The sequence below is a fragment of the Nocardia sp. NPDC055165 genome, assembly GCF_053606985.1.
In genome coordinates, this window is record NZ_JBSGSS010000011.1 from 198,774 (window position 1) to 219,018 (window position 20,245).

20 protein-coding genes are annotated in these 20,245 nt (G+C 68.5%); 6 read left to right on the forward strand and 14 right to left on the reverse strand.

The genetic code is table 11. From position 1 onward, the window contains the following. Window positions 1-45 precede the first annotated feature (45 nt). A complete protein-coding gene (gene rarD, locus ACWFRF_RS23360; protein WP_452452220.1) occupies window positions 46-963 on the reverse strand; it encodes an EamA family transporter RarD in 918 nt (305 codons plus the stop codon). A 34-nt stretch (window positions 964-997) separates the two neighbouring features. On the opposite strand from rarD, the gene ACWFRF_RS23365 reads away from it, so the two are divergent. Together ACWFRF_RS23365 and ACWFRF_RS23370 are read left to right on the forward strand one after the other, a co-directional pair. Next, entirely contained in the window at window positions 998-3,421 is a 2,424-nt protein-coding gene (locus ACWFRF_RS23365; protein ID WP_452452222.1) for a cation-translocating P-type ATPase, read from the forward strand. A 124-nt stretch (window positions 3,422-3,545) separates the two neighbouring features. Then, window positions 3,546-3,719 (forward strand): hypothetical protein, encoded by a 174-nt coding sequence (locus tag ACWFRF_RS23370; RefSeq protein ID WP_452452224.1) that lies wholly within the window; start codon window positions 3,546-3,548, stop codon window positions 3,717-3,719. A 34-nt stretch (window positions 3,720-3,753) separates the two neighbouring features. Here ACWFRF_RS23370 and ACWFRF_RS23375 read toward each other — a convergent pair whose 3' ends face one another. The 3 genes from ACWFRF_RS23375 to lspA all read right to left on the reverse strand — a co-directional run bounded on the left by ACWFRF_RS23375 (window position 3,754) and on the right by lspA (window position 6,114). Next, complete coding sequence (locus tag ACWFRF_RS23375) at window positions 3,754-4,455, reverse strand: hypothetical protein (RefSeq protein ID WP_452452225.1); 702 nt, start codon at window positions 4,453-4,455, stop codon at window positions 3,754-3,756. A 118-nt stretch (window positions 4,456-4,573) separates the two neighbouring features. Next, window positions 4,574-5,500 carry an RluA family pseudouridine synthase gene (locus tag ACWFRF_RS23380; protein WP_266299589.1) on the reverse strand — a complete coding sequence of 309 codons (927 nt, stop codon included), beginning with the start codon at window positions 5,498-5,500 and terminating at the stop codon, window positions 4,574-4,576. Continuing rightward, window positions 5,497-6,114 (reverse strand): signal peptidase II, encoded by a 618-nt coding sequence (gene lspA, locus ACWFRF_RS23385; protein WP_378636736.1) that lies wholly within the window; start codon window positions 6,112-6,114, stop codon window positions 5,497-5,499. Before lspA ends, ACWFRF_RS23380 begins: the two co-directional genes overlap by 4 nt. An 85-nt stretch (window positions 6,115-6,199) precedes the next feature. On the opposite strand from lspA, the gene ACWFRF_RS23390 reads away from it, so the two are divergent. Beyond that, on the forward strand, window positions 6,200-7,153 hold the full coding sequence (locus ACWFRF_RS23390) for a hypothetical protein (RefSeq protein ID WP_452452228.1): 954 nt from the start codon (window positions 6,200-6,202) through the stop codon (window positions 7,151-7,153). Further along, a complete protein-coding gene (locus tag ACWFRF_RS23395) occupies window positions 7,150-7,866 on the forward strand; it encodes a hypothetical protein (RefSeq protein ID WP_452452230.1) in 717 nt (238 codons plus the stop codon). The genes ACWFRF_RS23390 and ACWFRF_RS23395 overlap by 4 nt, the downstream gene beginning before the upstream one ends. A gap of 13 nt (window positions 7,867-7,879) precedes the next feature. Here ACWFRF_RS23395 and ACWFRF_RS23400 read toward each other — a convergent pair whose 3' ends face one another. Then, window positions 7,880-8,728 (reverse strand): TIGR03619 family F420-dependent LLM class oxidoreductase, encoded by an 849-nt coding sequence (locus ACWFRF_RS23400; protein WP_378992623.1) that lies wholly within the window; start codon window positions 8,726-8,728, stop codon window positions 7,880-7,882. 191 nt (window positions 8,729-8,919) lie between these two features. On the opposite strand from ACWFRF_RS23400, the gene ACWFRF_RS23405 reads away from it, so the two are divergent. Continuing rightward, window positions 8,920-9,390, forward strand: coding sequence for a VOC family protein (locus ACWFRF_RS23405; RefSeq protein ID WP_378992624.1), 471 nt, complete (start codon window positions 8,920-8,922; stop codon window positions 9,388-9,390). A gap of 56 nt (window positions 9,391-9,446) precedes the next feature. Here ACWFRF_RS23405 and ACWFRF_RS23410 read toward each other — a convergent pair whose 3' ends face one another. Beyond that, complete coding sequence (locus ACWFRF_RS23410; RefSeq protein ID WP_452452232.1) at window positions 9,447-9,869, reverse strand: QcrA and Rieske domain-containing protein; 423 nt, start codon at window positions 9,867-9,869, stop codon at window positions 9,447-9,449. 223 nt (window positions 9,870-10,092) lie between these two features. On the opposite strand from ACWFRF_RS23410, the gene ACWFRF_RS23415 reads away from it, so the two are divergent. After that, window positions 10,093-11,076, forward strand: coding sequence for an NAD(P)-dependent alcohol dehydrogenase (locus ACWFRF_RS23415; protein ID WP_452452234.1), 984 nt, complete (start codon window positions 10,093-10,095; stop codon window positions 11,074-11,076). 2 nt (window positions 11,077-11,078) lie between these two features. Here ACWFRF_RS23415 and ACWFRF_RS23420 read toward each other — a convergent pair whose 3' ends face one another. From ACWFRF_RS23420 to ACWFRF_RS23455, 8 genes are all read right to left on the reverse strand, one after another. Further along, a complete protein-coding gene (locus tag ACWFRF_RS23420) occupies window positions 11,079-11,699 on the reverse strand; it encodes an LON peptidase substrate-binding domain-containing protein (RefSeq protein ID WP_387447595.1) in 621 nt (206 codons plus the stop codon). A gap of 162 nt (window positions 11,700-11,861) precedes the next feature. Further along, window positions 11,862-13,766, reverse strand: coding sequence for an acetate--CoA ligase (acs, locus tag ACWFRF_RS23425; protein WP_452452236.1), 1,905 nt, complete (start codon window positions 13,764-13,766; stop codon window positions 11,862-11,864). A gap of 77 nt (window positions 13,767-13,843) precedes the next feature. Continuing rightward, entirely contained in the window at window positions 13,844-15,481 is a 1,638-nt protein-coding gene (locus ACWFRF_RS23430) for a solute symporter family protein (RefSeq protein WP_452452237.1), read from the reverse strand. Next, a complete protein-coding gene (locus ACWFRF_RS23435) occupies window positions 15,478-15,834 on the reverse strand; it encodes a DUF485 domain-containing protein (protein ID WP_379312527.1) in 357 nt (118 codons plus the stop codon). The genes ACWFRF_RS23430 and ACWFRF_RS23435 overlap by 4 nt, the downstream gene beginning before the upstream one ends. A 151-nt stretch (window positions 15,835-15,985) precedes the next feature. Continuing rightward, window positions 15,986-17,740 (reverse strand): sodium/solute symporter, encoded by a 1,755-nt coding sequence (locus tag ACWFRF_RS23440; protein ID WP_378992636.1) that lies wholly within the window; start codon window positions 17,738-17,740, stop codon window positions 15,986-15,988. A gap of 86 nt (window positions 17,741-17,826) precedes the next feature. After that, window positions 17,827-18,192, reverse strand: coding sequence for a hypothetical protein (locus ACWFRF_RS23445; RefSeq protein ID WP_378992638.1), 366 nt, complete (start codon window positions 18,190-18,192; stop codon window positions 17,827-17,829). Then, a complete protein-coding gene (locus tag ACWFRF_RS23450) occupies window positions 18,189-18,986 on the reverse strand; it encodes a LytR/AlgR family response regulator transcription factor (protein ID WP_378992641.1) in 798 nt (265 codons plus the stop codon). The genes ACWFRF_RS23445 and ACWFRF_RS23450 overlap by 4 nt, the downstream gene beginning before the upstream one ends. Before the next feature lie 61 nt (window positions 18,987-19,047). Further along, entirely contained in the window at window positions 19,048-20,226 is a 1,179-nt protein-coding gene (locus ACWFRF_RS23455; protein WP_378992643.1) for a sensor histidine kinase, read from the reverse strand. Window positions 20,227-20,245: the final 19 nt, after the last annotated feature.

A 20,245-nucleotide genomic window follows, 5' to 3' on the forward strand; every position in this document is an offset into this window, starting at 1 on the left:
GCCGGTGTGACACCGAATCGAGCTTCGGGTGTGACACCGAATGGGCTAGTGCGTGGTCGCGTCCACCGTCTCGGCCACCGAGAGCTGCCTGGTGCGGCGCGCACGCAGCAGGGCGTCGGTGGTGAACACCGCCAGCGCCGTCCAGATCAGGGCGAATCCGGCCCAGCGCGACACGGGCATGGGTTCGTGCATCACCGCCACGCCCCAGGCCATCTGCAGGGCGGGGGTGAGGTATTGCAGAATGCCCATCGTCGAGAGCGGGACCCGCTTGGCCGCGACGGCGAACAGCAGCAGCGGCAGCAGCGTGACCGGCCCGGTGGCCAGCATGAGACCGAAATGGGCGGGGCTGGAGGTCATCTCACTGCGGCCGGTGGCCATCGAGACGATCAGAAAAGCCAGCGCGAACGGCACGGCGACAATCCCCTCGGCCGCGATGCCGGGGAGCGCGTCGAGCCGGATCACCTTCTTCACCAGCCCGTAGGTGGCGAACGAGCAGGCCAGGATCAGCGCGATCACCGGCGGCCTGCCGTAGTCGACCGTGAGCACCACCACCGCCAGCGCACCCAGCCCCAACGCCACCCACTGCGCCCTGGTGAGCCGCTCCCGGAACAGCAACACGCCGATGGCAACGGTGACCAGCGGGTTGATGAAGTAACCGAGCGCGCATTCGACGATGTGCCCGGTGGTGACGCCGAAGACGTACACACCCCAGTTCAGCGACAAGGCCGCCGAGGCCGCGGCCGCCAGGCGCCAGGTCCTGGCATCGATGCCGCGCAGGTTTCCCAGCCGTCCCGTCAGCGTGAGCACCAGCAGGACCACGACCAGCGTCCACACGATCCGCTGCGCCACCACCTCGGCGGGCGAGGCGAACGACAACAGTCCGAAGAAGGCGGCGAACGAACCCCAGATGAGGTAGGCCCCCGCCCCGAAAACGACACCGGGCGGGGATGAGCTGCGCTGCATTCATCCCATGTTACGACCGGCTAATCTGGCGAGCATGTCCATTTCCGTGCAGGAACCGGCGGCTGCCGGGCTCACCGCCGCACAGGTCGACGAGCGCCGCCGCGACGGGCGCACCAACGACGTCCCCGCCAGGGCGAGCCGGTCGGTCGGCGAGATCGTCCGCGCGAATGTGTTCACCCGCATCAATGCCATTCTCGGTGTGCTGTTCCTGCTGGTGCTGTCGACGGGCTCGATCATCGACGGCATGTTCGGGCTGCTCATCGTGGCCAACAGCGCGGTCGGCATCATCCAGGAGGTCAGGGCGAAACGGACCCTGGACGAGCTGGCGATCGTCAGCCAGGCCAAGCCGACGGTGCGCCGCGACGGCGTCGCCCAGCAGATCTCCCCCGGCGACGTGGTGCTCGACGATCTGATCGAGCTCGGCCCCGGCGACCAGATCGTGGTCGACGGTGAGGTCGAGGAGGCCGCCGCGCTCGAGATCGACGAATCGCTGCTGACCGGCGAGGCCGACCCGATCGACAAGGGTGTCGGCGCGCCGGTGATGTCGGGCAGTTTCGTGGTGTCGGGTTCGGGCGCCTACCGCGCCACCAAGGTCGGCAAGGACGCCTACGCGGCGAAACTGGCCGAGGAGGCCAGCAAGTTCACGCTGGTGCACTCCGAATTGCGTTCGGGCATCGACAAGATCCTGAAATTCATCACCTACCTGCTCATTCCCGCCGGCCTGCTCAGCATCTACAACCAGCTGGTCTCGAGCGGGGAATCGTGGCGCCCGGCCGTCACCGGCATGGTCGCGGCGTTGGTGCCGATGGTCCCCGAGGGCCTGGTCCTGATGACGTCGATCGCCTTCGCGGTCGGTGTGGTCCGCCTGGGTAAACGTCAGTGCCTGGTGCAGGAATTGCCCGCGATCGAGGGCCTGGCCAGGGTCGACGTAGTGTGCGCCGACAAGACCGGCACGCTCACCGAGAACGGTATGCGCCTGGCGCAGGTCGAACCGCTCGGCGCGTTCGACGAGGCACAGGTGAAGGCCGCGCTGGCCGCGCTGGCGAGCGACGATCCGCGCCCCAATGCCAGCGTCCAGGCCATCGCCGAAGCGCTGCCCGACTCGCCCGGCTGGTCGCAGACCGCCGTCGCGCCGTTCTCCTCGGCCAAGAAGTGGAGCGGTATCTCCTATGGCGACCACGGTGATTGGCTGCTCGGCGCCGCCGACGTGCTGCTCGACCCCGACTCCGAGGACGCCGCCCACGCCGAGCAACTGGGCTCGTCGGGGCTGCGCGTGCTGCTGCTGGCACGCAGCGACCGTGCGGTCGACGCCGAGGACGCGCCAGGCCGGGTCGAGCCCGCCGCGCTGGTGGTGCTCGAACAGAAGGTGCGGCCCGATGCCAAGGCGACGCTGGAATACTTCGCGAGTCAGCAGGTCTCGATCAAGGTGATCTCCGGCGACAACGCCGTATCGGTCGGCGCGGTCGCCTCCTCGCTCGACCTGCCCGGCGGTGACCACGCCGTCGACGCGCGCACCCTGCCCGACGATCCGGCCGCGCTCGCCGACGTGCTCGATCACGAAACCACCTTCGGCCGGGTGCGTCCCGATCAGAAGCGCGCCATGGTCGGTGCGCTGCAATCGCGCGGGCACACCGTCGCCATGACCGGCGACGGCGTCAACGACGTGCTGGCGCTCAAGGACGCCGATATCGGTGTCGCGATGGGCGCCGGTAGCCCGGCCACCCGCGCGGTGGCGCAGATCGTGTTGCTGGACAACAAGTTCGCGACCCTGCCCTACGTGGTGGGGGAGGGGCGCCGGGTGATCGGCAATATCGAACGCGTCTCGAACCTGTTCCTCACCAAGACCGTGTACTCGGTGCTGCTGGCCTTCCTCGTCGGGCTGGCCGGTGTCGGCTCGCAGATCTTCGGCTACGACCCCATCGGGTATCCGTTCCTGCCGCGCCACGTCACCATCGCGGCCTGGTTCACCATCGGCATCCCCGCGTTCGTGCTCTCGCTCGCGCCCAACAACGAGCGCGCCCGCACCGGCTTCGTCGGCCGGGTGATGCGTCTGGCCGTGCCCTCGGGCGTGGTGATCGGCGTGGCGACGTTCGTGGCCTACCTCATCGCCTACGCCGGACCGGAAGCCACGGAAACGCAGAAGGTGCAGGCGGGCACCACCGCGTTGATCACGCTGATCATGATCGCGGTGTGGGTGCTCGTGCTGGTCGCGCGGCCGTATGTGTGGTGGAAGGTGGTGCTGATCGCGGTGGCCGTGCTGGCCTATGTCGCGCTGTTCACGATCCCGTTCACCCGCGAGTTCTTCAAACTCGACCCGTCCAACCCGCGCCTGACGCTGGCGGCGGTGGTCTGCGGTGTGATCGGCATCGTGCTGGTCGAGCTGGCATGGTGGGTGCAGGCGCGGCGCTCGGGCGGCGCGGGCAAGCTCTTTCCCCCGGTGGGCGCGCAGGGGGCGTGACCGGCCGCTGACGCGGGTCGGGTGGTTTCGAGAACCCTTGTGCCCGACGAACATTCGGTGTTGGAGTACCTTTGCCGGTTATGGAGGTATTGCTGCCGCTGTCGCACCGTCTCGGGACCACCCGGTGACCCCCGACGAATTGGATGATCTGTTCGCCGACCTCATCGGGCAGATCGATCGGCTCGACGTCGATGCGCTGGAATTGATGGCAGCCGCTTATGACCAGGCCGGAGATGTCGACCGGGCCCGCGAGCTGTGGGTGATGGCCGAGACGCGCCGCGGCAATGATCGGCCGTAGACGCAGCGGCTCGGCGCGATCGAGCGGCACGGACCTACTCGGTGGGAACCGGGCCGTCGTCGGGGCTCGGTGCGACGGTGTCGCTGCTGCCGGGAAGTAGGGGACTTACCGCGAACCGTCCCGCGACAGCGTCGGCCGGCAACGCCTGCACTGCTCTGACGCCGGGTTGTGTTGCCAGGTCACGTAATTGGGGCAGGGTGCCGCGCACCACGAGGCCCGCCGTGCACGCGCAGCCCGCACGCAGGCGGCTCTCGGTGACGTGCGCGATCGCGGCGCTGCGCTCGTCGCGGAACTGCTGGGCCGCGACCAGCCCCGCCGCTGCCTCGCCGGACTTCACCGCGGGTTCGTCACCGCCCGGCGTCGCGACGGTGATCACCGGTGTCTGCACCCGGTCGACCGGCACGTGCTGGATCACCCCGGAGATCCGCAAGCCGTCGACCGTGGCCGGAAGCTGTTGGGGTGCGACGTATTCGGTGAACGACACCAGCGCCCAGTGCTGGTCGGTATCGGCACCGTCGAGGGAAGCCTTCGCGTCGACCAGGTAGTGCTCGACCTGCTCGCCGGGCGCGGGCCCCAGTCGATCGGTGGCCACCGCCGACGCGGGCGGCGGCTCGCGGAAGGCGATCACCAACAGGATCGCCGCGCCGACAGCCGCGATCCCGAAGATCACCGAGTTGCGCAGCGACATCCGCCGGCCGGCTGAATCGTCTTCGGCGGCAGTCGATTCGGCGGGCATGTTCCCGAGATCCTCGGCGGTCGAACCCGGGCCACCGTCCCGCGGCGCCTGCCCTGCCGATGAATTCCCGCGGTCGTCCGGCGCCGTATCCGGCGCCGGTTCGGACGACCGCGGGTCGTCAGGCATTGCGTAGTACGTCCAAGGCGCCCGCCAGATCGTCGGGGTACTCGCTGGTGATCTCCAGCCAGCGACCGTCGGCGGGATGGTGGAAGCCGAGCTGACGCGCGTGCAACCACTGCCGTTCCAGACCGAGGCGTTTGGCCAGCGTCGGGTCGGCGCCGTAGGTGAGGTCACCCGCGCAGGGGTGGCGGACCGCGGAGAAGTGCACCCGGATCTGGTGCGTGCGGCCGGTCTCGAGGTGGACGTCGAGCAGGCTGGCGGCCTGGAACGCCTCGATGGTGTCGTAGTGGGTGACGCTGGGCCTGCCGTCGCCGGTCACCGCGAACTTCCAGGCATTGCCCCGCGCACGCCCGATCGGCGCGTCGATGGTGCCGCTGCTCGGATCCGGGTGTCCCTGCACGAGTGCATGGTATTGCTTGTCGACCGTGCGTTCCTTGAAGGCGCGCTTGAGCATCGTGTAAGCGTGTTCGGATTGTGCCACCACCATCACCCCGGAGGTGCCCACGTCGAGCCGGTGCACGATGCCCTGGCGTTCGTGCGCGCCCGAGGTGGAGATGCGGTAACCCATCGCCGCCAGGCCGCCGACCACGGTCGGACCGGTCCAGCCGACGCCGGAGTGCGCGGCGACCCCGATCGGCTTGTCCACGGCGACGATGTCGTCGTCGGCGTAGAGAATGTTCATCCCGTCGACCGGCGTGGCCTCGACCGTGAGCTCGCGCTTGGGTTCGGGGAAGATCACTTCCAGCCACGCGCCCGCGGTCAGCCGGTCGGACTTGCCCGCGGCGACGCCGTCGATCTGCACCGAGCCGTCCTCGGTGAGCGCCACGACCGCGGTCCGTGAGAGGCCGAGCAAGCGGGCGAGTCCCGCGTCCACCCGCATCCCGTCCAGTCCGTCGGGAACGGGCATTGTCCTGGTTTCTCTCATGCGGTCTCCTCGGTGTGTTTGCGACCGCTGCGGGTGCCGTCCGGTTCGAAACCGAACACGGTGAGCGCGACCAGCAGGATCGCCCCGCACACGATGGCCGAGTCGGCGACGTTGAAGACCGGCCACCAGCCGACGGCGACGAAGTCGACCACATGGCCCTGCAGCGGGCCTGGGTATCGGAAGAGCCGGTCGACCAGGTTGCCCAGCGCGCCACCCAGGACCATGCCGAGGCCGATGGCCCACCACAGCGATCGCAGGGTGCGTCCGATCCGGATCACACCGATCACCACCGCGGCGGCGATCAGCGTGAGCAGCCAGGTCATGCCGGTCGCCATCGAGAACGCCGCGCCCGGGTTGCGGACCAGGGTGAACCGCGCGAAATCGCCGATGATCGGCACCGATTCGCCCGGGTCGATGAAGGCGACCGCGAGGCACTTGGTCAGCAGGTCGAGCCCGAACAGCACGACGGCGATGATCAGCAACGTCGTCAAACGACGGCGACCAGCGGGTTTCGCCGTCTCGGCCGTCTCGGGCACGGCAGCCGCCGACGGTGTGGCTGAGTCGTCGCCGGTCTCGGGGACAGCAGCGTTGTCGGTTGGCCGGTCTTCACTCACGCGTCCATCATTCCCTAGTGGCGATCCGGCCCGCGCCGCGGTGCCGAGGAGTCCCAGGTGTTACTCAGGAAGCGGTCGTACCCTGATGGCTGTGACGGTGTTGTCTAGATCTCGCTTACCCCGCATCGCGCGCCCCGGGGTGTTACTGGTGGCGCTCGTGCTCGGGTTCGCGACCTTCGGCGCCGGCTGCGCCGATCGCTCGGCCCCTGCCGCGGAGGTCGACGGCACCGAGCCGCTCGGTATCGGCAAGGAAGTCACCGTGCCGATCTCGGCCGCGGTCACCACGATGGTCTCGCCCGGCGAGGAGCCGCGCGATCTGCTGCGGCCGCGCTATGCCGCGGGCACCACGCAGGAGGTGACGCTGCGCACCGACTACCGGATCCAGCAGCAGGTCAACGATCAGCCCGCTCGCGACTTCTCGCCTGCCGCGCTGACCATCCCGATGACCGCGCGCACGGGCGCCGACGGCGTCGATCTCACCGTCGGTGCGGTCACCACGCCCGACCCCGCGCTCAACAAGGCGTTCACCTCTGCCGGCGGTTCACACGCCGGTTTGGGGATGAGCGACTTCGGTGCGATCACCGAGCTGCGCATGGCGCCCTCGCCGGACACCCCGAACACCGCGCGGGCCGCGCTCGAACAGGCCTTCTATCAGGCTGTGTACCAGTCGATCGCGTTCCCGGACCAGCCCGTCGGCGTCGGCGCGGTATGGACGGTGCACCAGCAGATCACCGGCGGGGTGACCCTGGACCAGATCACCACCGCCACGCTCACCAGCCGCGAGGGCGACCGGCTCACCATCGATCTCCAGGTGAATCAGACGCCCACCGACAACGTGTGGGAGCTGCCCAACGACGCCGGTGAGCTCGACATCGACGGTTACGTCATGGAAGGCGTCGGCTCGATCACCATCGATCTCGGTATGCCACTGCCGGTTTCGGGTTCCATCGAGATCGGTGGACAGCAGACCTACCGAGACGCGCGCAGTGTGAGCACCCTGGTGCAGACACAGTCGACCCGCGTCTCCTGGACGGAATGATGCGGGCGGATTCGCTGCGCGTAGGCGCGGTGGTTTCAGCGTGTGTCGGGTTGGTCGGCGTTGCGGGCTGTGGGTCCGACGACACGGTGGACACGCCGGGATCGGGTCCGTTCTCCGCCGCCGTCACGGCCGCACCGGGAACCGGGGCCGTGATCGGCGATGCGGCGCAGTTGTCGGCCGGTCTGCTCGCCGCTACCGATCTGCCCGGTGATTTCGCGGTCGTACCGTCGCGCGGTGAATCCGACGAGCCCGCGGTGCCGCCCGCGGCGCTGACGGATCCGCCGGATTGTGGGCGCCTGCTCTCACCGATCGCGCACCAGTGGCCGGGGTCGGCTGCCGCCGCGTCGGTGCAGTTCGCGGGGCCCAGCTTCGCCACCATCGACATCGACGCCGCCAGCTACTCCGACGCGGCGCTGGTGCCGGCATTCGACGCGCTCCAGGCGCAGCCTCGGCGTTGTACCAGCTACTCCGGCGACGATGCGGGCGTGCGGATCGAGTATCGAACCAGCGCGCTCGCGCAGCCGGTCGCGGGCGACGCGGGCTCGGCGTTCACCCTGACCGCCACGAGTGAGGGGCTCACCCTCACGTCGGCGACATCGCTTGTCCAAGTGGGGAACACGCTGGTTCAGGTTGTCGTCACGGCACCGGAAGTCGTCGATCCCGGTGTACTCGCCGATCTCACCGCGGCGCAAGTGCGCAAACTCCGCGGCTGAGACCGGCTCGGGTTCACGCCGATACGGCGAGTTTCCCGCCGAGATGGCCGAGGTAGCCACGGACCTCGTCGGCACTCTTGTCGGGCAGCCCGAAGACCACCTCGGTGACGCCTTGGTCGGCCCAGCTCGCGAGCTGCTCGGCGTTGTGACGACCGGCCAGCGCGATCACCCGCGGGGTGCCCTCGCGGCCTGCTTCCTTCCAGACCCGGTGCAGGAGATCGACTTTGGCGCCCAGGTCACCTTCGGTCGGGGTGGTGATCCAACCGTCGGCGTTGGCGGCCAGCCATCCGAACGATTTCTCGGTACCGCCCGCTCCGAGCAACACCGGAACCCCGGCGCGTACCGGCTTCGGCCAGGACCAGCTCGGGCCGAACTTCACGAAGTCGCCGGCGAATTCTGCTTCCTCCTGCGACCACAGCGCCCGCATCGCGTCGAGGTTCTCGCGCAACACCGTGCGCCGCTTGTTCGCCGGAACGCCGTGATGGGCGAGTTCGTCGGTGTTCCAGCCGAATCCGACGCCCAGCTCCACCCGTCCACCGGACAGGTGATCGAGCGAGGCGATGGTCTTGGCGAGGGTGATCGGGTGGTGTTCGGCGGGCAGCGCGACCGCTGTCGACAGGGTGATCCGCTCGGTGACCGCGGCGGCGGTGGCCAGCGCGACCCACGGGTCGAGCGTGCGCAGGTACCGGTCGTCGGGTAGCGAGGAGTCGCCGGTCTGCGGATGGGCCGCGGCCCGCACGACCGGGATATGGGTGTGCTCGGGGACGTAGAACGCGTCGAATCCGGCGTCCTCGGCGGCCTTGGCCGCATCGGCGGGCGCGATGCCCCGGTCACTGGTGAACAAGACAACCCCGTAGCGCACGTCCCGGCCCTCCGACTTCGGCAGCAAAACTGAAACAGGTTCTAAACCTGAGACAAGTTCTACAGGAGTAAAACGAGTTCTACTAGTCCTGATCTCATCGGACGGCCGAAACTGCGAGGCCCTTTTCCCGATCAGGCGAGGGGAATACGCTGGTGGTCGTCCGAGCATCACTCTCGACACGGAGGTATCCGATGTCTGATGTTTCCCCTTTTCCCGAAGGTTATCCGCGGATCTGTCCCGGCCTGGCGTGCGTGGGAGCGGCCGCCGCGATCGACTTCTACACCGCGGTCTTCGGCGCCACTGTGCGCATGAAAATGGACGGCCCCGGTGGCACCATCGTCCACAGTGAACTGCTCGTCGGCGATTCGGTGCTGATGGTGGGCGATCCGGTCCCCGAGATCGGCTTCAACGACCCGAAGGCCGTCGGCGGATCGCCGGTGAACCTGATGGTCTACGTCGCCGACGCCGACGCTGCCTTCGGTGCGGCCCTCGACGCGGGCGCTACCGCCATCACTCCCATGACCGACCAGTTCTACGGCGACCGCAGCGGCGCCTTCGAGGACCCGTGGGGACACCGCTGGACCGTGGCCACCCACATCGAAGACGTCTCGGCGGAAGAAATGGAACGGCGTATGTCCGAAATGATGGACGCCGCCGGCTGAGCTGAACGGCACGCCCGCACCGTCGGCGAAGACCGCAGTGCGGGCGTGCCGCGCGTCTAAGCGGGAACGATCGAGTCTCCCTCGACGCGAACAGGTTTGGCGGGCAGCGGCTCGGTCGCGGGACCGCCGCGCACCGCGCCGTCGAGCTCGAATCGGCTGCCGTGGCAGGGGCAGTTGATCGTGCCTCTGGCCACCGTGGCGACCTTGCATCCAGCGTGCGTGCAGGTCGACGACAGCCCGATGAAATTACCCGCGGTCGGCTGGGTGACGACGGTGTCACCGACGATCACCCCACCGCCTACCGGAACATCCGCCGCTTTGGTCAGCGCACCCGTCGGCGCCCCCGGTTCGGGTGACGCGGCGGCCGCCGACTCGGTGTTGTCGTCGGCACTGCACGCGGTCATCGTCGCCGCGGCGGCCAAGACGCCGACACCCACCACGACGGTGCGGCGGTTCAGCGAGAAATCGTTGATGGTCATCGGTCGTTCTCCGCTTCAGTTGGTGCGGCCGCCGGTCCGTGGCCCCATGCCCACCGGCTCCTTCCCTGTCAACGGCCCACACCCCCTCGCGGTTCGACCGATTCCTCGAGATTTCGAAGCGTTCGGTGCCACGCGGGCAATTCCGCACCTGGCGTGAAATCTCCGGAGACATCGGGGAATTCCCTGATGCGGGTGGGCAGGTCGGGCGCCTAGCGTTCTCGGTGTGAGGGCGATCGTGCAGCAGGTATACGGGTCATCGGCGATGTTGGCGACGGCGGAGATCGGGCGGCCGTCGGCGGGGGTGGGGGAGGTGCTGGTCCGGGTTCGCGCCGCGTCGGTGAATGCGCGGGATTGGCATGTGATGCGGGGAGATCCGAAGATCGCGCGGTGGATGGACCGGTCGGTCTTCGGCCGACGGGGGCCGGCGAATCCGGTGCCGGGCGGTGATTTCGCGGGGACGGTCGAGGAGGTGGGGGACGGTGTCACGGAGCTGGCGGTAGGCGACGAAGTCTTCGGGGAGGCGGTCAGCGGTGCGTTCGCGGAATACGTCGCGGTGCCGCGGGGGTTGCTCGATCGGAAACCGGCGAACCTGAGTTTCGAGGAATCAGCGGCGGTGCCGTTGGCCGCCAACACCGCCCTGACCTGCCTGCGTCACGTCGGCGAGGGCGAGCGGGTGCTGATCATCGGCGCGTCCGGTGGCGTCGGCACCTTCGCGGTCCAGATCGCCCGAGCACGGGGTGCGCGAGTCAGCGCGGTGTGCAGCACCCGCAATGTCGAGGCGGCGCGCAGACTCGGCGCCGAACACGTAGTCGACTACACCCGCGACACCGTCACCGGCCGTTACGACACTGTCCTCGACCTGGCCGGAACGCGGACGCTGCGGGAACTGCTCCGCCTGGTCGAACCCACCGGCACGCTGGTCCTGTCCGGTGGCGGCAACTTCGACGGCGGCAGCTGGTTCGGCCCGGTCGGCCTGCTCGCGCGCGGTCAGCTGGCTCGACCGTTCGTGAAACCGGCCGTCCGTGCTCCGCTGGCGGAGCAGACGCCGGAGTCGCTGACCGAGCTTCGCGAACTGATCGAGTCGGGCCTGCTCCGCCCGGCCATCGACCGGACCTATCCGCTGGCGGATACGCCGGCCGCCATCGAGTACATGGAGACCGAACACGCCCGCGCGAAGATCGTGATCACCCTCGCGCCGGCGGGCTGACGTCACAGCAGCCGGAACTCCATCATCGCGATCGCGTCGTCGACGGAGGTGGACAGGGCCTCGAGCCGGCTGTGCGCGTTCGGGGCGGACAGGGCCGACTGACGGTCGGTCGGTCCGATCGGCAGGCGAGCCGCGAGCTCGTAGGAGCGAGTGGTCGGATCATCGGACAGATCGTTCAGCGAGGCCGACGGCGGCGGACGGCGGATGCCGTTGCGTCGCGCGAACTGGGCCGTGAGGGTGTGCAGGCGATCCGCGCGTTCCCGCAAACCCGCCAGCAACGCGCTGTCGTCGATGCCGGGGTCGTCCGGCCAGGTCTCGGCTTCCGCCTGGGGATACGGCGCGTCGACGAGCCATTTCTCGATGCGAATGCGGTCGGTTCCTTTGCAGCGCAGCCGGTATCGCGAGCCGGGCAGTTCGATGACCTCGGTGATCCGGGCGACGGTGCCCACTTCCGTGCGTACCTCACCGCCGCCCACTTCGTGCCCGCGCGCGATCAGCACGACACCGAATTCCGGCTCCCGCCGACCGTCCATGCAGTCCTCGATCAGCGCTACGTACCGCGGCTCGAAGATCTGCAACGACAACGACTCACCGGGTAGCAGCACCGCTCCCAGCGGGAACATAGGTATCTCCACCGTCCCAGCATGCCCGGTGCCGCGCGGACTACGTCCATCCGGCGCGCTCACGCTGTGTCCTTTCGGCAGGTTCGGGTCCGGTCCACGGTGACAGGGCCCGGCCGATGCTTCCCGCGCCACCGACCGGTGGCGCGGGCTGTTGTCCTGTCGTCACGCGGTGGCGATCGACTCGAACACCGTCGGATCGACCAGTGTCGAGGTGTCGCCGAGCTCGCGTCCCTCGGCGACATCACGCAGCAGCCTGCGCATGATCTTGCCGCTGCGGGTCTTGGGCAGTTCCGGCACGATGTGGATTTCGCGTGGCCGCGCGATCGGGCTGATCTCGAGCGACACCGCCGCCTTCAGCTCCGACACGAGCCCGTCGGCCGTGGTCGCCGATCCGGTGAGGATGACGAAGGCGACGATTCCCTGCCCGGTGGTCTCGTCGGACGCACCGACCACCGCGGCCTCGGCGACGGCCGGGTGCCCGACGAGCGCGGATTCCACCTCGGCGGTGGAGATGCGGTGACCGGACACATTCATCACGTCGTCGACGCGCCCCAGAATCCACAGATCACCGTCGGTATCGAGCTTGGCCCCGTCCCCGGCGAAATACCAGCCTTCGGAAGCGAAACGCTGCCAATAGGTTTCGCGGTAGCGGTCCATGTCGTTCCAGATGCCGCGCAGCATCGACGGCCACGGCTGATCCAGGACGAGCAGACCGGACCCGTCGGGACCCAGCGGTGTGCCCTCGTCGTCGACGACTTTCGCGGAGATCCCCGGCAGCGGGCCCATCGCGGCGCCGGGTTTGGTGTCGGTGACGCCGGGCAGCGGCGCGATCATGATGGCGCCGGTCTCGGTCTGCCACCAGGTGTCGACGATAGGAGTCTCGTTGGCGCCGAAGACTTCCCGGTACCAGCGCCAGGCTTCGGGGTTGATCGGTTCGCCGACGGAGCCCAGCAGTCGCAGCGTGCTCAGGTCGTGCGCGTCGGCGATGTCGCGGCCCCACTTCATGAACGTGCGGATCAATGTCGGGGCGGTGTAATAGATCGTGACGCCGTACTTCTCGATGATCTCGAAATGACGATTCTCGTCAGGGAAGTTCGGAGTGCCCTCGTACACGATCTGCGTCGCGCGGTTGGCGAGGGGACCGTAGACGATGTAGCTGTGCCCGGTGACCCAGCCGATGTCGGCGGTGCACCAGTAGATGTCCTGTCCCGCTTTGTGGTCGAAGACGTTGTGGTGGGTGTAGGCGGTTTGGGTGAGGTAGCCGCCGGTGGTGTGCAGGATGCCCTTGGGTTTTCCGGTGGTGCCGGAGGTGTAGAGGATGAACAGCGGGTGTTCGGCGGGAAAGGGCTGTGCATCGTGGGAAGGCGAAGCGACAGCGACGGTTTCGTCCCACCACAGATCGCGCACCTCGGTCCACGGCACGTCGAGGCCGACCCGGCGCACCACCAGCACATGCTCGACGCTCGACGGATCCGAACCCAGCGCCTCGTCGACGGCGTACTTCAGCGCGGCGGGCTTGCCGCGACGCCACTGCCCGTCGGTGGTCACGATCAACCTGGCCTCAGCGTCGTCGACCCGCTGGCGCAATGCCGTGGGGGAGAACCCGGCGAACACCACCGAATGCGTGAGACCGAGCCGTGCGCACGCCAGCATCGTCACGATCGCCTCGGGCACCATCGGCATGTAGATCGCCACGCGATCGCCCGCCTCGAGTCCTAATGCGGTGAAAGTGTTCGCGGCCCTGCACACCTCATCGAGCAACTCCGCGTAGGTGATCGCGCGGGAGTCGCCGGGTTCGCCTTCCCAGTGGATGGCGACCTGGTCGCCGTGGCCGTCGATGACGTGGCGGTCGAGGCAGTTGTAGGCGACGTTGAGCTCGCCGTCGCCGAACCAGCGCGCGACCGGCGCATCGGTCCAGTCGAGTACCTCGGTGAAGGGCTTGTGCCAGTGCAGCCGGTTGGCCTGCTCGGCCCAGAAACCGTCGCGGTCGGTGCGCGCCCGCTCGTACAGCGCGGCATCGGCATTGGCCTGCGCGACGAACTCCGGGGCGGGCGGGTAACTGGTCACAAGAATCTCTCCTTCGAAAAGCATGGGGGTACAACCCGTGCCGGTGGGGCGAACCACCGGCACGGGCAGGGTTGGCGTCAGTGCGAGATCGCCTTCTCCGCACCGACGCCGGTCAGGGACCGGACTTCCATCTCCGCGGCCTTGGCCTGGTCGACCTGCTCACCGCGGCCACCCAGGTAGGTGCCGAGGATGCCGAGCACGAAGGCCAGCGGAATGGACACGATGCCCGGGTTGGACAGCGGGAACCAGTCGAAATCCGCGCCCTTGATCATCGCGGTCTTGTTGCCCGACACCGCGGGCGAGAACACGATGAGCACGATGGTCGAGATCAGGCCGCCGTACATCGACCACAGCGCACCGGTGGTGTTGAAGCGCTTCCAGAACAGCGAGTACAGGATCGTCGGCAGGTTCGCCGCCGCCGCCACCGCGAACGCCAGCGCCACCAGGAACGCGATGTTCTGGCCGTTGGCGAGGATGCCGAGACCGATCGCGAGGACACCGATCACCACCGCGGTGATCCGCGAGACCCGTACCTGCTTGACCTCGTCGACGTTGCCCTTCTTGAGCACGCTGGCGTAGATGTCGTGGGCGAACGAGGCCGACGCGGTGATGGTGAGACCGGCCACGACCGCGAGGATCGTCGCGAACGCGACCGCCGAGATCACCCCGAGCAGGATCACCCCGCCGAGTTCGAACGCCAGCAGCGGCGCCGCCGAGTTCTGGCCACCCGCCGCGGCGAGGATCTTGTCCGGGCCCACGATGGCCGCCGCGCCGTAGCCGAGCACCAGGGTGAACAGGTAGAAGGCGCCGATCAGGCCGATCGCCCACACCACCGAGCGCCGAGCCTCTTTCGCGGTCGGGACCGTGTAGAAGCGCATCAGCACGTGCGGCAGACCCGCGGTGCCGAGTACCAGGGCCAGGCCCAGCGACAGGAAGTTCAGCTTCGACATCTCGCTGCCGCCGTATTGCGCGCCGGGCGCGAGCACGTCGCGGGCGGCGACCGCCTTGCTGGTGGACTCGCTCACCGATTCCTGTGCGGCACCGAGGATGTCGGAGAAGTTGAAGCCGAACTTCGCCAGCACCATCACCGTCATCAGCGCGGCGCCCGCGATCAGCAGCACCGCCTTGATGATCTGCACCCAGGTGGTGCCCTTCATGCCACCGACCAGCACATACACGATCATCAGCACACCGACGGCCGCGATGACGATGGATTGCCCGGTGCGGCTGGAGATATCGAGCAGCAGCGCCACCAGGCCGCCGGCGCCCGCCATCTGCGCGAGCAGATAGAACAGCGAGACCGTGAGGGTGGTCAGCGCGGCCGCGGTGCGCACCGGGCCTTCCTTCAGCCGGAAGCTGAGGACGTCGGCCATGGTGAATTTGCCGGTGTTGCGCAGCATTTCGGCCACCAGCAGCAGCGCGACGAGCCAGGCGACGAGGAACCCGATCGAATACAGGAACCCGTCGTAGCCGTAGACGGCGATCGCGCCCGCGATGCCGAGGAAGCTCGCAGCCGACAGGTAGTCACCGGCGATGGCGATGCCGTTCTGCGGACCGGAGAAGCCGCGTCCGCCGGTGAAATAGTCGGCGGCACTGGCGTTGTTGCGGCTGGCCCGGATCACCACCACCATGGTGACCGCGACGAACAGCAGGAAAATGGCGATGTTGGCGATGGGATTGCCCACCGTCGAAGACGCGGCAAGGGTGACGCTCATGATGCCTGGCCCCCTTCGAGTTCTTCGCGGATGGCCGCGGCGCGCGGATCCAGTTCACGGTTGGCGAAACGGACGTAGAGCCCGGTGATGAGGAACGTGGAGACGAACTGCCCGAGTCCGAGCAGCAGGCCCACGTTGATGTTGCCGAAGACCTTCTGGGCCATGAAGTCGTGCGCGTACGCGCCGAGCAGCACATAACTCAGGTACCACACCAGGAACAGCGCGGTCATCGGGAAGATGAAGCGGCGCAGCCGGTTTCGCAGATCTTGGAACTGCGGACTCGCTTGTACCGCGAGCCATTCGTCGGCACTCGGCGTGCGCGGATCTGGCGCCTCGGTGTCGGTTTGGGTCATGCCGGTCGTCCTAGCGTGAAGGGGGTCGTGCGTGGAGATGACGGTAGGTCCCCGGACGCGGGCGCATGAGGGTGTGGCGTGGGTCACTCGGTGAAGGTGGCCGCCCGTGCGGTGAGCGGTCGGTGTGGTGCGACGAACGGTCGGTGCGAGATCACCGATGAGTGGCGGTTTCGGGGTCGCGATCGGCACTCATCCCGAGCCGTTCGGGGGCGTGCATGCGCAGGAACACCCCCGCCACCGCCCGGGGATCCTGACCCGTGGTGGCGAGGCTCACCAGGATGGTCACCGCGAAGGCCAGCGGAACACTGACCGCGCCCGGATAGTCGACGATCGCGGCCGGCCAGCCGTTCGCCAGGTCGGGGGAGACGCCACCGAGCACCGCCAGCACGGTCGCTCCGCCCGCGGTGACCCCGCCGGTGAGCATGCCCGCGGCCGCGCCGGTCGCGGTGAGTCCGCGCCACCAGATGCCGAGCACGAGCAGCGGGCACAGCGTCGACGCGGCCACCGAGAAGGCCAGGGCGACAGTGCGCGACAGATCCAGGGACGCCACGGTGACCGCGAGCGTCAGCGGGACCAGGCCCGCGACCAGGGCTGCGAGGCGGAAGTCCCGGATCCGGCCGCGCAGCACGTCGGTACTGAGCACCCCCGCCAAGCTGACCAGCAGCCCCGACGAGGTGGACAGGAACGCCGCGATCGCCCCGGCCGCCGCCAGCGCGGCCAGCAGCTGTCCACCGAGTCCACCGAGCACTGCACCGGGCAGCAGCACGACGGCCGCGTCGGAGGCGCCGGTGATCAGCAGTTGGGGCACGTAGAGGCGGGCGAAGACGCCGAGCAAGATCGGGAACAGGTAGAAGACGCCGACCAGCCCGATCACCGTCAGCGCGGTCCGGCGCGCGGACGGGCCGTCGCGATTGGTGTAGAAGCGGACGAGCACGTGGGGTAATCCCATGGTGCCGAGGAAGGTCGCCACGATCAGCGAGAACACCTGGTACTGCGGGTGTTCCCCGCCGAATCCGCCGCCGGGCGCCACCCAGCCGGCGCCGTCGGCCGGTGCGCCGGCCACCACCGGAACGGCCGAGCCCGGCGCGAGGATCAGTTCGGTGCCTTCGTCGAGGGTGTGGTTGCCCGGTGTCAGCACGACCGGACCCGCGGTGGGGTGTCCGTCGAGTGTTCCGGTGATCGTCACCTGCTGCGACACGTCGAGGTGCACGACGACATCGGTCGAGATGTCGACGGTGGTGCGCTCGTCGACCGTGGGTGGCACCGGGGTGGCGACCGGTCGTTCGTCGGCGAGGAAATGCATTCCGAGCACCAATGCGGGTACCGCCACCGCGGTCAATTTCAGCCAATACTGGAATGCCTGCACCAGGGTCACCGACCGCATGCCGCCGCCGATCACATTCGCCGACACGATCGCGCCCACCGCGACCGCCCCCACCCAGGCGGGTACGCCGAGCAGAATGTGCAGCGTCAATCCGGCTCCTTGGAACTGCGGAATCAGATACACCGCGCAGACCAGCACCACGAGACCGGCGGCCATGCGCCGCAACCGAATAGATCCCAACCGGAATTCGGCGAAGTCCGGCACGGTGTACGCGCCGGATCGGCGCAGCGGGGCGGCCACGAACATCAGCAGGCCCAGATAGCCCGCGGTGAAACCCACCGGATACCACAGGGCGTCCGCACCGTATTTGGCGATCAGTCCGGCGACGCCGAGAAAGGAAGCGGCGGAAAGATATTCACCGGAGACCGCTGCGGCGTTCCATCGCGAACCCACCGTGCGTGACGCGACCAGGAAATCCGAAGTCGTGCGAGACAGGCGCACTCCATAAAACCCGATGCCGACGGTGGCAAGCGCCGCCAGCAGCAGTGCGGCGACCGTGAGCGCCGGATTGTCGGGGCTCATGAGCTCGGCCCGCCCGACGGTGCCGGTTTCGATCCGCGGGCGCGGTCAGGCCCATACGGCGCTGTCGACAGCTCGTACGGCATGTGTCAGTCCCCGGCCAGTTCCAGGAAATCGTCTTCGTTGCGCTGGGCGAGGCGAACATACGACCACCCCACCGCGTACAGCGCCGGGAACGCGAGCACGCCGAGAATCAGCCAGGGCAGCCGGATGCCGGCCACTGTCGCCTCGGCGATCGCGTCGACGCGCAACAGCACCGGCAGCGCGCCGAACCCGACCGCCACCATCAGTCCCAGGCGCAATGCCAGGCCCAGCTGCGCCCGGATCAGCCCGCCGATCAGCGCCGTGCCGAGGTCGGTCTGCTCGACCATCTCCGTGCGCGTGCGCACCTGGCGCGCACCCCGCCGCTGCGCCAGCACCACGCGTTCCCGCGGCGGTCGCTGCGGACCCGTCACCGCTGTGACCAGTTCTGTCGAGGTCCGTGCACCAGCCGCTGCTTGAGTTCGCGCACCTGGCGACGACTCACCGGCAATTCCACCGCGCCCGCCGCCCCTTCGGCCCGCAGACACACCACCGTCGCGTTGCCCGCGCTCCGCAGCCCGGTCACCAATCGCAAGGCCACCAGATAGGACCGATGCACCCGCAGAAATCCGGCATCCTCCCACCGTGATTCCAGCGCCGACAGCGGAATTCGCACCAAATGCGACCCGCTGCCGGTGTGCAACCGTGCGTAATCCCCATCCGCTTCGACCCACGCCACATCAGCCCGGTTCACCAAGGTGGTCACCCCGCCGAGCTCCACCGGAATCACCTCGCTCGGATGCGCGGACTGCGCCACGACCGTCGCGGGCACCGAAATACGCCCCGCCAGGATCCGTCGCACCGCCTCACCCAATCGAGCACCTCGCAGGGGCTTCAACAGGTAATCCACGGCCCCCAGATCGAAGGCTGCCACCGCGTGATCGTCGTGTGCGGTCACGAACACCACCGCGGGCGGCTCAGCGAATTCCGACAGGATTCCCGCCAATTCCATCCCCGTGAGCCCCGGCATATCGATATCGAGAAATACCGCGTCGATCGGATGTGCCCGCAACAACCGCAAAGCCCCGGTCGCTTCACCGGCCCGATAGATCTCACCGACTCCCGCCTGCGTGCTCAGCAGATACACGAGCTCGTCCAGCGCCGGTTTCTCATCATCGACGGCGAGCACCCGCAGAGCGGTCGAGGGTTCATCGGTGTTCCAAGTCACAACCCATCCATCGTAACCGGCAGGGTCGGCGGCGGTGCCGAACGCCGCCATGAGACCGGGATCAGGCCCGAATACCGGCGCGAAACTTCGGGACCCGCATGCTGACTTTCGTGCCTGCGCCGGGTGCGGTTTCCACGACCAGGCCGTAGTCGTTGCCGAAAGCGGCGCGGAGGCGGTCGTCCACGTTGGCCAGGCCCACGTGGGCCGCCTCGCCGGTGCGGGCGGGGCCGGAGCCGGTGTCGACGGCGTCGAGTGCGCCGGAGCGCAACAGGTCCGGGTCCATGCCGATGCCGTCGTCTTCGACACTGATCAGGCAGTCGGTGCCGGCGTCGGTGGCGACGATGCTCAGCTGGCCGCCTCGGCCGCCGCCGGCGAGGCCGTGCCGGACCGCGTTCTCGACGAGTGGCTGCAAGGCGAGGAAGGGCAGCACGACACCGAGAACTTCTGGTGCGATGCGCAGCCGCACGTCGAGCGCGTCGCCGAAGCGGGCCTGTTCCAATGCCAGATATCGCTCGATGTTGCGCAGTTCGTCGGCGAGCACGGTGAATTCGCCTGCGGCGCGGAAGGAATAGCGGGTGAAGTCGGCGAATTCGAGGATCAGTTCGCGAGCCCGATCCGGGTCGGTGCGGACGAACGAGGCGATCGTGTTGAGCGCGTTGTAGATGAAATGCGGGCTGATCTGGGCTCGCAGCGCCCGCAATTCCGCCCGGTCGACCCGCGCCCTCGACGCGTCGAGCTCGGCGAGTTCCAGCTGTCCACACGCGTAGCGCGCCACCTCCGCGACCGCCCCGAGCATGCCGGGCCCCGGCTTCCCGGTCGTCACCATGCCGAGCGCACCGACCGCCGCCCCCGTGTCGATCGGCAACGGTTGCGCGATCAACGTGTGCTCGTCACCGGTGACCAGCACGGGCCGCTCATCGGCGACGGCGCGGCGCGCCGCCTCGGCGAACGAGGCGAACATCCCGGTCTGCGGACCGTCCCACGCCAGCAGCGTCCCCTCGGCATCGGCCACACCCAGCGCCTCGGCACCGGCGAGCGCCCGCAGGTGTGGCGCCGCTTCACTCGCGGACTCCTCGGTCAGCCCGCGCCGCAACGGCACGGCGGCCAGCGACGCGGTGTGCAGTGCTTGGTGGACGGCCCGCTGGGCGGGTGTGGTGACGACCCGCTGGGTTCGCCGCCAGACCAGCAACGCCACGACCAGCAGGGCGAGGGCCGCGGCGGCCACGATGAAGGGGGTCATCGAGTCGGCCGATCGGTGT